This window comes from Bradyrhizobium sp. B124 (assembly GCF_038967635.1).
GTDB lineage: Bacteria > Pseudomonadota > Alphaproteobacteria > Rhizobiales > Xanthobacteraceae > Bradyrhizobium.
In genome coordinates this window covers 8,998,106-9,011,700 of sequence record NZ_CP152413.1, presented here as the reverse complement: position 1 = coordinate 9,011,700, position 13,595 = coordinate 8,998,106, and the positions used below count along the sequence as shown (strand labels likewise).

11 protein-coding genes are annotated in these 13,595 nt (G+C 65.1%); 4 read left to right on the top strand and 7 right to left on the bottom strand.

The genetic code is table 11. The annotated features are described in order from the left end of the window. Nucleotides 1-10: 10 nt before the first annotated feature. Genes AAFG13_RS41970 through AAFG13_RS41950 form a run of 5 tightly spaced genes read right to left on the bottom strand, consistent with a single transcriptional unit; the run spans nt 11 to nt 6,529 of the window. Nucleotides 11-1,474, bottom strand: a complete 1,464-nt coding sequence (locus AAFG13_RS41970; RefSeq protein ID WP_342710646.1) for a form I ribulose bisphosphate carboxylase large subunit — start codon at nt 1,472-1,474, stop codon at nt 11-13. Nucleotides 1,475-1,507: 33 nt separating this feature from the next. Continuing rightward, nucleotides 1,508-2,590 (bottom strand): class II fructose-bisphosphate aldolase, encoded by a 1,083-nt coding sequence (fba, locus tag AAFG13_RS41965; protein WP_342710645.1) that lies wholly within the window; start codon nt 2,588-2,590, stop codon nt 1,508-1,510. Between the two features lie 15 nt (nt 2,591-2,605). Continuing rightward, nucleotides 2,606-4,627 carry a transketolase gene (gene tkt / locus AAFG13_RS41960; RefSeq protein WP_342710644.1) on the bottom strand — a complete coding sequence of 674 codons (2,022 nt, stop codon included), beginning with the start codon at nt 4,625-4,627 and terminating at the stop codon, nt 2,606-2,608. Then, nucleotides 4,624-5,499, bottom strand: coding sequence for a phosphoribulokinase (locus AAFG13_RS41955; RefSeq protein WP_342710643.1), 876 nt, complete (start codon nt 5,497-5,499; stop codon nt 4,624-4,626). Before AAFG13_RS41955 ends, tkt begins: the two co-directional genes overlap by 4 nt. Before the next feature lie 10 nt (nt 5,500-5,509). Beyond that, nucleotides 5,510-6,529: a class 1 fructose-bisphosphatase gene (locus AAFG13_RS41950; RefSeq protein ID WP_342713518.1), complete on the bottom strand. Its 1,020-nt coding sequence runs from the start codon at nt 6,527-6,529 to the stop codon at nt 5,510-5,512. Between the two features lie 167 nt (nt 6,530-6,696). Here AAFG13_RS41950 and AAFG13_RS41945 point away from each other — a divergent pair, with 167 nt between their 5' ends. After that, entirely contained in the window at nt 6,697-7,623 is a 927-nt protein-coding gene (locus AAFG13_RS41945; RefSeq protein ID WP_207836700.1) for a LysR family transcriptional regulator, read from the top strand. Between the two features lie 157 nt (nt 7,624-7,780). Continuing rightward, a complete protein-coding gene (locus tag AAFG13_RS41940; protein WP_342710642.1) occupies nt 7,781-9,478 on the top strand; it encodes an ATP-binding protein in 1,698 nt (565 codons plus the stop codon). A gap of 22 nt (nt 9,479-9,500) precedes the next feature. Here the strand turns inward: AAFG13_RS41940 and AAFG13_RS41935 are convergent, their stop codons facing one another. Together AAFG13_RS41935 and AAFG13_RS41930 are read right to left on the bottom strand one after the other, a co-directional pair. Further along, nucleotides 9,501-9,923, bottom strand: a complete 423-nt coding sequence (locus tag AAFG13_RS41935) for a hypothetical protein (protein ID WP_212310930.1) — start codon at nt 9,921-9,923, stop codon at nt 9,501-9,503. Further along, nucleotides 9,923-10,633: a TetR/AcrR family transcriptional regulator gene (locus tag AAFG13_RS41930; protein ID WP_342710641.1), complete on the bottom strand. Its 711-nt coding sequence runs from the start codon at nt 10,631-10,633 to the stop codon at nt 9,923-9,925. The genes AAFG13_RS41935 and AAFG13_RS41930 overlap by 1 nt, the downstream gene beginning before the upstream one ends. Nucleotides 10,634-10,789: 156 nt before the next feature. On the opposite strand from AAFG13_RS41930, the gene AAFG13_RS41925 reads away from it, so the two are divergent. After that, nucleotides 10,790-11,977, top strand: a complete 1,188-nt coding sequence (locus tag AAFG13_RS41925) for an HlyD family secretion protein (RefSeq protein WP_342710640.1) — start codon at nt 10,790-10,792, stop codon at nt 11,975-11,977. An 80-nt stretch (nt 11,978-12,057) separates the two neighbouring features. Further along, nucleotides 12,058-13,593, top strand: coding sequence for a DHA2 family efflux MFS transporter permease subunit (locus AAFG13_RS41920; protein ID WP_212311650.1), 1,536 nt, complete (start codon nt 12,058-12,060; stop codon nt 13,591-13,593). The last annotated feature ends 2 nt before the right edge of the window (nt 13,594-13,595 follow it).

Genomic DNA, 13,595 nt, shown 5'->3' with positions numbered 1-13,595 from the left:
GAAACTCCTGTCAGACCGCCATGCTCGGCGTGGGAACAAAATCGGGGGCGTCAGTCGACTCGTAGTTGAAGGTGACGTCCTTCCAGACGTCGAGCGCCTCGCGCAGCGGCGTGCAGGTCTGCGCCGCCTTGGCCAGGATCTCCGGTCCTTCGTGGACGTAGTCGCGGCCCTCGTTGCGGGCGAGGATCATGGCTTCCAGCGCGACGCGGTTGGCGGTGGCGCCGGCCTGGATGCCGCGGGGGTGGCCGATCGTGCCGCCACCGAACTGCAGCACGACGTCCTCGCCGAGCAGGTCGAGCAGCTGGTGCATCTGGCCGGCATGAATGCCGCCGGAAGCCACCGGCATCAGCTTGTTGAGGCTTGCCCAGTTCTGGTCGAAGAACACGCCGTGCTCGAGCTGCATCGGGTTGAAGTCCTCGCGGCAGATATCGTAGTAGCCGCGCGTGGTGTTGGGATCGCCCTCGAGCTTGCCGACCACCGTGCCGGCATGGATGTGGTCGACACCGGCCAGCCGCATCCATTTCGCGATCACGCGGAACGAGACGCCATGGCTGCGCTGCCGCGTGTAGGTCGAATGGCCTGCGCGATGCAGATGCAGGATCATGTTGTTCCTGCGCGCCCACTTCGCCATCGACTGGATCGCGGTGTAGCCGATCACAAGGTCGATCATGACGATGTTGGAGCCGAGCTCGTGGGCGAACTCGGCGCGCTCGTACATGTCCTCCATGGTCGCCGCGGTGACGTTGAGATAGGTGCCCTTGATCTCGCCGGTCGCGGCTTGCGCGCGGTTGACCGCCTCCATGCAGTACAGGAAGCGCTCGCGCCAGTGCATGAACGGCTGCGAGTTGATGTTCTCGTCGTCCTTGGTGAAGTCGAGCCCGCCCTTCAGCGCCTCATAGACAACGCGGCCGTAGTTGCGACCGGACAGGCCGAGCTTCGGCTTCACGGTGGCGCCGAGCAACGGACGGCCGAACTTGTCGAGCCGCTCGCGCTCCACCACGATGCCGGTTGCCGGGCCCTGGAACGTCTTCACATAGGCGATCGGAAGCCGCATGTCCTCGAGCCGCAACGCCTTCAGCGGCTTGAAGCCGAACACGTTGCCAATGATCGAGGCGGTCAGGTTCGAGATCGAGGCCGGCTCGAACAGGTCGAGGTCGTAGGCGATATAGGCGAAGTAGCTGCCCGGCGAGTTCGGCACCGGATCGACCCGATAGCACTTCGCCCGGTACTTCTCCGCGGCGGTCAGCCGATCGGTCCACACCACGGTCCAGGTCGCGGTCGAGGATTCGCCAGCCACCGCCGCGCAGGCTTCGGTCGGATCGACGCCGTCCTGCGGCGTGACGCGGAACAAGGCGATGACGTCGGTGTCCTTGGGCTCGTAGTTCGGTTCCCAATAGCCCATCCGCTTGTATTCCATCACGCCGGACTTGTAGCGATCCTTGCCACGCACGGTAATCGATGGCTGTATGTTCATCTCAATCTCCTGTCGTCGTTCGTCGCCGTCTGCTCAGGCGGCCTGGGTGATCTTTCCAATCTGCGGATCAAGCGCGCCGGCGCGATAGCGACGGGCCATTTCCGGCAGTGCAACCACCTTGATCCTGGCGGCATTGCCGGCCGTGCCGAACTGCTCGAAGCGGTCACGGCAGAGTTCGCGCAGCGCATCCATCGCCGGCTTCAGGAATTTGCGCGGATCGAACTCGCTCTTCGACTGCACGGCGACCTTGCGGAAGGCGGCGGCCATCGCCAGGCGGCAATCGGTGTCGATGTTGACCTTGCGCACGCCGTGCTTGATGCCGCGGACGATCTCCTCGACCGGCACGCCCCAGGTCTGCGGCATCTCGCCGCCGAACTGGTTGAACATGTCCTGCAGCGCCTGCGGCACCGAGGACGAGCCGTGCATCACCAGATGCGTGTTGGGCAGGCGCGTATGGATCTCCTCGACCACGCGCATCGCCAGGATCTCGCCATCGGGCCGCCGCGTGAACTTGTAGGCGCCGTGCGAGGTGCCCATCGCGATCGCGAGCGCATCGACCTTGGTGGCGCGGACGAAATCGACCGCCTGGTCCGGGTCGGTGAGCAGCTGATCGTGGCTGACCTTGCCTTCGACGCCGTGACCGTCCTCCTGCTCGCCGCCACCGTGTTCGAGCGAACCGAGCACGCCGAGCTCGCCTTCCACCGACGCGCCGACCCAATGCGCCATGTCGACCACCCGGCGGGTGATATCGACATTGTAGTCATAGTCGGCCGCGGTCTTGGCGTCGGCCTTGAGCGAGCCGTCCATCATGACGGAGGTGAAGCCGTAGCGGATCGCGGTCGCGCAGGTCGCCTCCTCGTTGCCGTGATCGAGGTGCAGGCAGAGCGGTATCTGCGGATACATTTCCTCCAGCGCATCGATCATCTTCGCCAGCATGATGTCGTTGGCATAGGACCGCGCGCCGCGCGAGGCCTGGATGATGACAGGCGCATCGCGGGCCGCCGCCGCCTCCATGATGGCGAGGCCCTGCTCCATGTTGTTGATGTTGAAGGCCGGCACGCCGTAGCCGCGTTCGGCGGCGTGATCGAGCAATTGCCTCAGGGTTATCCGCGCCATGGTGCCGTCCTCCTTTCAATTCGTTGGTTGCATGAGCTGTCTTGCCGCCGCGGCGATGGCCGCCGGCGTGATGCCGAATTCGCGGTACAGCACGTCGGCCGGCGCCGAGGCGCCGAAGCCGGTCATGCCGACGAATACGCCGTCGTCGCCGAGCCAGCGGGCCCAGTCGCCCTCGACTGCGGCTTCGACACCGACACGCGGCGCGTTGCCCAGCACCTGGGCGCGATAGTCGCGCGGCTGCTGGCGGAACAGGTCGAAGCACGGGGCCGAGACGACCGCGGCCTTCACCCCTGCTTCCGCCAGCAGCTTTGCGGCTTCGAGCGCGATCGACACCTCCGAACCCGTTGCAATCAGGGTGACGTCACGCCCGAAGGCCGGCTCGACGAGAACGTAGGCGCCGAGCGCGACCTGGTTGTCCTTGCTGCCGTCACGGACCGTCGGCAGCGCCTGCCGCGACAGACAGAGGATCGACGGCGAGGTCTCTGCCTTCAGCGCGCAGTCCCAGGCTTCCGCGGTCTCGACCGCATCGGCCGGACGGAACACCAGCAGGTTCGGGATCGCCCGCAGCGCCGCCAGATGCTCGACCGGCTGATGCGTCGGCCCGTCTTCGCCGAGCCCGATCGAATCGTGGGTCATCACATGAATGACGCGGATGCCCATCAATGCCGCGAGGCGGATCGCCGGCCGGCTGTAGTCGGCGAAGCTGAGGAAGGTGCCGCCATAGGGAATGAACCCGCCGTGCAGCGCGATGCCGTTCATCGCCGCCGCCATGCCGTGCTCGCGGATGCCGTAGTGGATATAGCTGCCGTCGAGCGTTTCCGGCCGCACCGAGACCTGCGACTTGGCCAGCGTGAGATTGGAGTGCGTGAGGTCGGCCGATCCGCCCAGGAGATTTGGCAATGCTTCGGCGATCACGTCGATGACCTGCTGCGAGGCCTGCCGCGTGGCGAGTTTTGGCTGCTCGGTCGCAAACCGCTCAACGAGCTTCGCCATCGCCTCGGCATAGGTGCAGGGCAGTTTCCGGTTCAGCGCGTCGTGGAACGGAGATCGCTCGCCCTTGTTGCCCGTGCAGGCGCTGCGCGAGCGCTCGATCCAGGCCCGCCGTGCGTCGCGGCCGCGGCCACCGAGCTCGCGCCACTCGGCCAGCACGGCGTCGGGGATTTCGAAGGCCGGATACGGCCAGCGCAGCGCGCTGCGGGTCTTCGCCGCCTCATCGCCGCCGAGCGGTGCGCCGTGTACCTTCTCGCTGCCCTGCCGGTTCGGCGCACCGAATCCGATCACCGTGCGGCAGGCGATCAGCGACGGACGATCGCTCGCTCGTGCCTGCCTGATCGCCGCAGAGATTGCCTGCGGATCGTGGCCATCGATGCGGCACACGTTCCAGCCGCTGGCCGCAAATCGCGCCGTCTGGTCGTCCGAGCAGGACAGCGAGGTGGCGCCGTCGATCGAGATCTGGTTGTCGTCGAACAGCACGATCAGCCGGTTCAGCCGCAGATGGCCGGCGAGCGAAATCGCCTCATGGCTGAGGCCTTCCATCAGGCAACCATCGCCAGCGATTACGTAGGTGTAGTGATCGACGAGATCGTCGCCGAAGCGCGCGTTCATCAAGCGCTCCGCGAGCGCCATGCCGACCGCGGTCGCGATCCCCTGCCCGAGCGGCCCGGTCGTGGTCTCGACACCGGGCGTATGACCATACTCAGGATGTCCCGGGGTCTGCGATCCCCATTGCCGGAACGCCTTGAGCTGATCGAGCGTCATGCTCTCGTAGCCGGTCAGATAGAGCAGCGCATAGAGCAGCATCGAGCCGTGGCCGGCCGACAGCACGAAGCGGTCGCGGTCAGGCCAGGCCGGATCGGCCGGATCGAACTTCAGGAAGTCGGTGAACAGGACGGTCGCGACATCGGCCATGCCCATCGGCATGCCGGGATGGCCGGACTTCGCCTGCTCCACCGCGTCGATGGCGAGGAAGCGGATGGCGTTGGCCATCTCGTCGTGGCTGATTTCGGGCCGGCTGGCAACGGACGCAAGTGCGGTCATATCGTTCGCCTCTTTCGTTCGATCAATTGCAGGATCAGCGGGGTGAGGATGAGCTGCATCGCGAGGTCGAGCTTGGCGCCGTGAATCACGATCGAATTGGCGCGCGACATGAAGCTGTTCGGGATCATCGAGAGCAGATAGGGAAAATCGATGCCGCGCGGGTTCTTCAACCGGATCACGACCATCGATTCATCCGGTGTCGGGATCCAGCGCGCGATGAACGGGTTCGACGTATCGACCGTCGGCACGCGCTGGAAGTTGATGTCGGTCTCGCTGAATTGCGGGCAGATGTAATTCACATAGTCCGGCATGCGGCGCAGGATGGTGTCGGTCACCGCCTCGGTGGAGTAGCCGCGATGGCTGCGATCGCGATGCAGCTTCTGGATCCATTCGAGGTTGATGACAGGCACGACGCCGATCTTGAGGTCGGCGTGTTGCGCGACATTCACCTTGTCGGTGACCACAGCGCCGTGCAGGCCCTCGTAGAACAGCAGGTCGGAATTCTCCGGCAGCGCTTCCCACGCGGTGAAGGTGCCGGGCTTGGCGCCGTAGAGCCGCGATTCCTCCTCGTCGTGCACATAGTGCCGCGTCGTTCCGGTGCCGGTCTCGGCATAGTCGCTGAACAGCTTCTCCAGCTCCTCGAACAAATTGGTCTCGGGGCTGAAATGGCTGAAATGCTTGTCGCCGCGCTCGGCCTTCTCCAGCATATGGCTGCGCATCTCGGCGCGGTCGTAGCGGTGGAACGCGTCGCCCTCGATATAGGCCGCAACCACATTCTCGCGGCGGAAGATGTTCTCGAACGTCTTCTTCACCGAGGTGGTGCCGGCACCGGACGAACCGGTGATCGAGATGATGGGATGTCGACGAGACATGCGCTCCCCCTCAGCGGAACAGGCCGCGCCGCGCGAACAGCGGGGCATCGCTGCTCTCGAACAACGGCTCGACGGTCAGGTGGATCGCATCGACGTCGCGCACGGCGCGCGCCGATCCCATGATCAGCGGCACGCGCTGATGCGGCGTGCGTGCCGAGAGTTCGAGAATGCGCGACCGGCCACTGGACGCGGCGCCGCCCGCCCACTCCATGATCAGCGCGATGGGATGCGCCTCGTAGAGCAGGCGCAGCCGGCCTTCGCGGTAGCCCTGGCGCGCATCCGCCGGATACAGGAACACGCCGCCGCGCATCAGGATGCGATAGGCCTCGGCCACCAGCGAGCCGATCCAGCGCATGTTGAAGTCCTGGCCGCGCTCGCCGTTCACGCCGGCAAGGCACTCGTCGATGTAGTTGCGCACCGGGCCGCTCCAGTGCCGCCGGTTCGAGGCGTTGATGGCGAATTCCGTCGCGTTCTGCGGCACCCGGAGGTCGCGCGCCGTCAGGACGAACTCGCCGGCTCGCGGATCCAGCGTGAAGCAGTCGACGCACTGGTCGAGCGCCAGCACCAGCACGGTCTGCGGACCGTAGATGAAGCAGCCCGCAGCACATTGCGCCGTACCGGGCTCGAAGAAGGTAGAGAGAATGTCGTTTCCCTTCGGCCGGATCGAGAAGATCGTGCCGATCGAGATGTTGTTTTCGAGATTGGCGGATCCATCGAGCGGATCGATCGCGACGCAGAGCGGCGCATCGGTATCGAGCGTCTCCGGCAGCTCGACCTCTTCCGACAACACCGCAGCGACGGGCGCCGTACGCAGCGCGTCGCGCATCAGGTTGTCGGCGACGATGTCGATGGTCTTCTGGCGATCGCCGTCGGGATTGATCCCGCCGCTCTCGCCGCCGACGCCGGCGAGCGGGCCCGCGGCGATGATGCGCGAGAGCTCGATCGCGGCGCCGGCAAGGGCTTCGACCACCGCAACGGTCGCGGCGCGCAGCGGGTTGTGCTGCGTCGGCCACTCCAGATGGGCATGCAATGCAGGACGAATTTCCACCGGCCTCTCCCTTTGATCGCGCCCTCTGTCCCGAGGTGTCGAGGGGCGACCGCAGGGGAGTCGCCTTCGGCCTATCAACGCGCGAATTGCCCAATTAGGGAAATTTCATTATCTTGGGTCTGGGCAAAGTATTTCTTATGGAGCTTGTGATGGCCGGCAACTTCTCGCGGGATCTCACCATCCGCCAGCTGCGCGCGCTGTCCGCCGTGCACGCGGCCCGCTCGATCACGTCGGCGGCCAACCAGCTCAACCTGACGCAGCCGGCGGTGACGCTGCAGCTCCGTAACCTGCAGGCGCTCGCGGGATTGCCGCTGATCCAGCGCACCGGCGACGGCATGGCGCTGACCGATGCCGGCGCGCATGTGCTGGCGCTCATCGAGCGGATCGAGGCGGCGCTGAAGGACTGCGAGCAGTCGCTCGACATGATCGCCGGCCGCAGTGGCGGCCGCGTCGCGATGGGCGCGGTCTCGACCGCGAAATACTTCGTGCCGTTCGCGATCGCGGCGTTCTCGCGCCGCTTTCCCAAGATCGAGGTCACGCTCAGGATCGGCAACCGCGAAGAAATCCGCGACGCGCTGCGCGGCTACGATCTCGACATCGCGGTGATGGGCCGGCCGCCGGCCGATGTCGAAGTCGAGATGAAGCCACTCGGCCGGCATCCGCACTTCATCATCGCCGCACCCGATCATCGGCTGGCGCGGCGGCGGCACGTTGCGACATCGGAGCTCGCCAATGAAACCTTCATCACCCGCGAGCAGGGATCGGGCACGCGGATGCTGATGCAGCAGTACTTCGAGCGGGTCGGGCTGGAGCCGAAGCTCGGCATGGCGATGGACAGCAACGAGACCATCAAGCAGGCTGTCATGGCCGGGCTCGGCATCGCCTTCATTTCCCAGCACACCGTGTTTCATGAGCTGGAGGATGGCCGGCTGGTGGTGCTCAAGGTGAAGGGCCTGCCGATCGTCCGGCAGTGGCACGCCATCAGGCGTACCGACAAGATCCTGCTGCCGCCCGCGCAGGCCATGCTGGACTTCCTGGGCAAGGAGGGTTGGCGCTACCTGCCGAACTCGCGCTAGCACCACGACGTTGCGACACCCGTTCGATCGGAAAAATCGAGTTAACGCCGTATGTTAACCATTGAAGTTCCCGCGAACGCGTGCCACATCTTGGTTGCGGTCACTGGGGGACCGTATCCCTGCGAGGGAGGATGAACTGCAAAATCAGTCCCCGCCGATGCCTGACTTCAAGGCGTTATTCGAGGCGGCGCCCGGCCTCTATCTGGTGCTGACGCAGCCTGACTTCCGCATCGTGGCAGTAAGCGACGCCTATCTGCGCGCCACCAAAACCGAGCGCGCCGCGATCCTTGGGCGCGGGCTGTTCGAAGTATTTCCGGATAATCCGGACGATCCGGCCGCCGACGGGGTGCGCAACCTGCGCGCCTCGCTGGAACGCGTGGTCCAGTTCCGCCGCCCCGACACCATGTCGGTGCAGAAATACGATATCCGCAAGCCCGAGTCAGAGGGTGGCGGATTCGAGGAACGCTACTGGAGCCCGCGCAATACGCCGGTGTTCGGGCCGAGCGGACAGTTCAGCTACATCATCCATCGGGTGGAAGACGTCACCGGCTTCATTCAGCTGAAGCAGCGCGGCGCCGAGCAGGACAAGCTGACCGACCGGCTGCGCGAGCGCACCGAGCAGATGGAAGCCGAAATCTTCATGCGTGCCCGCGAGGTCGAGGCCGCGCGGGAGCAACTCGAAGCCGAGCAGAAGCTGCGTCAGGTGCAGAAGATGGAGGCCGTCGGGCATCTCACCGGCGGCATCGCCCACGACTTCAACAACATCCTGACCGTCATCACCGGCCTGATCGACATCCTCGCCGAAGCCGTCGAGCACGATGCCGCGCTGTCGTCGGTGACAAAAATGATCAGCGACGCCGCCTTTCGCGGAGCCGAGGTGACCAAGCATCTGCTGGCCTTCTCGCGGCAGCAGCCGCTGCAGCCGCGTGAAGCCAACCTCAACACGCTGGTGCAGGACACCGCGCGGCTGCTGCGCCCGTCGCTCGGCGAGCAGTTCGAAATCGATACCGCGCTCGAGCCTGACGCCTGGCCGGCCTTCATCGACCCCAACCACATGGCGACCGCGCTGCTCAATCTCGCCGTCAATGCCCGCGATGCGATGCCCGATGGTGGCAAGCTGATGCTGGAGACCAGCAACGTCATCCTCGACGAGGTTTATGCCGCGGCCAACCCCGATGTGCGGGCCGGCGAATATGTAATGGTCGCGGTCAGCGACACCGGCGGCGGCATTCCCGCGGCAATCCGCGACAAGGTGTTCGAACCATTCTTCACCACCAAGGACACCGGTAAGGGCACCGGCCTCGGGCTCAGCATGGTGTACGGCTTCATCAAGCAGTCTGACGGGCATCTCAAGATTTATTCCGAAGAAGGCCACGGCACCTCGATCAAGCTCTATCTGCCGCGCAGCATGGGCGACATGGTCGACGTCGAGCCGCCCGCACCGGCCGACACGCGCGGCGGCCACGAATCCATCCTGGTCGTCGAGGACGATCCGCTGGTCCGCAATTACGTCGCCGCCCAGCTTGAGCAGCTCGGCTACCACACGATGGTCACCGCCAACGGCCCCGAGGCATTGGCTGCGGTCGAGAACGGCTTTGTCTGCGACGTGCTGTTCACCGACGTCATCATGTCAGGCGGCATGAACGGCCGGCAGGTGGCCGACGCTGTGATCGCCAAGCTACCCTCGGTGCGCGTGCTGTTCACCTCGGGCTATACCGAGGACGCGATCATCCATCACGGTCGTCTCGACCCGGACGTGACGCTATTGCCCAAGCCCTATCGCAAGGCCGATCTCGCCCGGATGATCCGGCAGGTGCTGACCCAGCCTCCCGCATCAGCGGTGGCGGCCAAGTAACGCGGCTTGTAGCGCGGCTTGCTCAGGGACCAAAGCTCGAGCGGCTCTGGATTTTCCAGGCGCCGCCGAGCAGGCTCAGCACATAGAGGGAATCGTAGACCCCGATGACCGATCCGTCCTCGCGGTAGCGCGTATAGCGGACGGCATAATGCGCTTTCGCGGGTGAAGACTGCACGAGCCTGGTCTCGTTCCAGACGCTGTGATGCCAGCCATCCTGTTTGCGCAACCGCTCGAACAGGTCCATCGGATTGTTGCCGGGCTGCTGATAGACCGTGACCACGCCGCCGGCGATCCGCACATGCGGGAAGTGCATCAGTGCGTCCATGGCGGACGCGTCATAGCGATTGAGCGCCGCCATCCAGCGCGTCAGGACATCCTCGCATTTGGCCCGGTCGTCGCGCGCGATCTGCGCCTCGACAGTATAGGTCGCGGCCGGCTCCGGCATCACGCGCCTCCGATCGGCTTGTTGGTCCGGTCGGCCGGCACGGCGCATCCGGTCAGGAACAGCGCAGCACAGGCCTTGGCGCGCGCTGCCATCTCACTGTGCACTGGCGCGGGCTTGTGCCCGAACATGACGTCGCGCTGCGGCTTGAAGACGAGCATGCCGAGCAGCATGCCTGCTGCGGCTTCGGTGTCATCGAGCACGATCCGCCCTCGCCGCTGCTGGATGCCCAGCCAATTCGTCAGCGCGGCGATCGAGCGCTGCATGGCCTTTTCGTAAAACGTCTCGGCGATGTCAGGGAATTTGTCGCTCTCGGCCAGGATGATCCGCTGCAGCGCGATGACCTCGGCATCAAGAATGAGCTCGGCGCAGACCAGCAGCGCGGCCTCCAGGGCCGCCGCAACATTGCGGCCATCGCAGGCGCCGAGATTCACGATGGACACGAACCGGTCCACCCGGTCGGTCACCATGCCTTCGAACAGCGCCAGCTTGGTCGGGATCAAACGATAGAGCGTCTTGGTGGAAACGCCGGCGCGGCAGGCCACGTCGGCGATGCTGGCCGCGGCGAAGCCGCGCTCCGAGAACTCACGGCGCGCGGCCTCATAGATCAGTGCGCGCGTCTCGTCGTCGGAACGAAGCTGCGGCCGCCCGCGGCCGCGCCGTTCCGGCACCGGCGCCGTCTGCTCTGTCTGGTCTTTGTCATTCCGGTTCATCCGCGAGCCATGCTTTTAGATGATGACTGTCATTCTATTGACAGTCCCAATATGGGCTCTATTTTGGAAAACATCAAGTTTCCTAATTATCCCGGGCCGCCGAAATCCAAATTCTTACGGTTTCCCAGCAGGATAGAACGATCAGGAGCGCCTGCCATGAGCCAGCACGAAACGTCCTTCAAGGCCGAGAGCCAGGTTCCGGCCGAGACCGCCAAGCAGTTGATCGCAAATCCGGAGGCGGCCAAGCCCCCCGCCGCCAAGGGCAAGCTTCGCCGCCTGCTCATGACCGGCGCAGCACTGGTCATCCTGGCGGGGGGCGCCTGGTTTGGCTGGGATTACTGGACGGTCGGCCGCTTTCAGGTCTCGACCGACGACGCCTACGTGAAGGCCGACAACACCACGATCGCACCGAAAGTGTCAGGCTATCTCAGCGCGGTGCTGGTGGGCGACAATGAACATGTGCGCGCCGGCCAGATCTTGGCGCGGATCGACGAGCGCGATTTCAAGGTCGCGCTGGACCAGGCCAAGGCCGACGTCGCCGCCGCCGAAGCTGCGATCACCAGCAAGCGCGCGCAGCTCGACGTGCAGCACTCGGTGATCGAGGCGGCGCGCGCAACGCTCGCCGTGGATACCGCGAACCAGACCTTCGCCGAGCAGGAGAACAAGCGTTACACCGACCTCGCAGGCACCGGCTACGGCAGTGTGCAGAACGCGCAGCAGGCGCAGTCGCGCTACGCCAGCGCGCAGGCCGCCATCGCCCGCGACACCGCAAACCTCGCTTCCGCAGAGCGCCAGGTGGAACTGCTCAAGGCTGACATCGCCCAAGCTGTCGCGGCGCAGGCACGAGCGACCGCGCTCCAGCATCAGGCCGAGTTGAACCTCGGCTACACCACCATCATCGCCCCGATCGACGGTGTCGTCGGCAACCGCACCCTGCGCACCGGCCAGTTCGTCCAGGCCGGCACGCAATTGATGTCACTGGTGCCGGCCACCGGCGCCTACGTGATCGCGAACTACAAGGAGACCCAGCTCACCAATGTCCGCAAGGGCCAGCCGGTCGAGATCGAGGTCGACATGTTCCCCGGTCAGGTCGTGCGCGGTCATGTCGACAGCCTCGCGCCGGCCAGCGGCCAGGAGTTCGCGCTGCTGCCGCCGGACAACGCCACCGGTAACTTCACCAAGGTGGTGCAGCGCATCCCGGTGAAGATCGTGCTCGACGCAACCAATGTCGACCTGCGGCCGGGCATGTCGGTGATCCCCTCCATCGCGACGCTTTCGCATCCTGCCGAGGAAACGCCGCGCTCCAGCGCCTCACCCAAGCTCGCTGTCGCCTCTTTCAAATAGGTGATGTCATGTCCGACCTCGCGCTCTCCTCCCCGGCTGCTGCGCCCCGCGCCGCAGCAGTTGACCCCAACCGCGCCAGCATGGCCGTCTGGATTTCCATCGTCGCGGCGATGATCGGCGCCTTCATGGCGATCCTCAACATCCAGATCACCAACGCCTCGCTGCTCAACATCGAGGGCGGCATCGGAACCGGCGTCGACAACGGCTCCTGGATCTCGACGTCGTATCTGATCGGCGAGATCGTGGTGATCCCGCTGACCGACTTTCTCAGCCGGGTGTTCTCGTTCCGCAAGATCATCATTGGCTTCGCCACGCTGTTTGCGATCTTCTCGGTCGCCTGTGCCTTCACCCACGATTTGCCGTCGATGATCGCGATGCGCGGCCTGCAGGGCTTCTTCGGCGGCGTGCTGATCCCGATGGCCTTCACGCTTGTCTTCACCAAGCTGCCGAAGGTGCAGCAGCCGATCGGCCTCGCGATGTTCGCCCTCGCCGTGACCTTTGCGCCGGCGATCGGCCCGACCATCGGCGGCTACCTGACCGAGAATTACGGCTGGCAGACCATCTTCTTCGTCAACGTGATTCCGACCGCGGTGATGGTCATCACCCTTTCTTTCACCCTGGAACGCCAGCCGATGCAGCTCAATCTGCTGCGCGAGGGCGACTGGCTCGGCATCATCACGATGGCAATCGGCCTCGCGTCGCTGCAGGCCGTGCTCGAGGAAGGCAACAAGGACGACTGGTTCGGCTCGCCCTTCATCGTCAAGCTTGCGGTGATCGCCGCCGTCAGCCTGACCTTGTTCGTCTGGATCGAGCTCGTGGTCGAGAAGCCGCTGCTCCGGCTGCGGCTCTTGACCCAGCGCAGCTTCGGCTTCGGCACGATCTCGGCGGTGTTCGTCGGGTTCGCGCTGTTCGGCTCGGTTTATCTGCTGCCCGCCTATCTCGGCCAGGTGCAGCGCTACAATGCCGAGCAAATCGGCCAGGTGCTGGCCTGGACCGGCCTGCCGCAGCTGATCCTGATCCCGCTGGTGCCGAAGCTGATGCAGCGCTTCGACCCACGCTTCATCGCCTTCACCGGCATGATCCTGTTCGCGGTCTCATCCTTCATGAACATCCAGATGTCGCTGGATTACTCCGGCGACCAGTTCTTCTATCCGAACATCGTTCGCGCCGTCGGCCAGGCGATTACGCTGGCGCCGTTGTCCGCCATCAGCCTCGGCAGCGTTGCGCCGCAAGATGCACCGGCGGCCTCCGGCATCTCCAACATGATGCGCAACCTCGGCGGCGCGATCGGCACCGCGCTGCTCAGCACCATCGTCACCAAGCGTGAGCAGTTTCACTCCAACATCATCGGCCAGTCCGTGCATCTGGGCCGCGAGGAGGTGCGTACCCGGATCGCCGAGGTCACCAACTACTTCCTCAGCCACGGCATCTCGGACCCCGCCACCGCACACAGCCAGGCGATCGTGGCGATCGGCAACATCGTGAAGCGTCAGGCGCTGGTGCTTGGCTTCAGTGACGCCTTCGCGGTGATCGGCGTGGTGCTGGTCCTCGCTGCGATCGCGATCGTGCTGACCGGAAAGCCGAAGAATGTCGCCGGCGGCGGCGCGGCGCATTGATC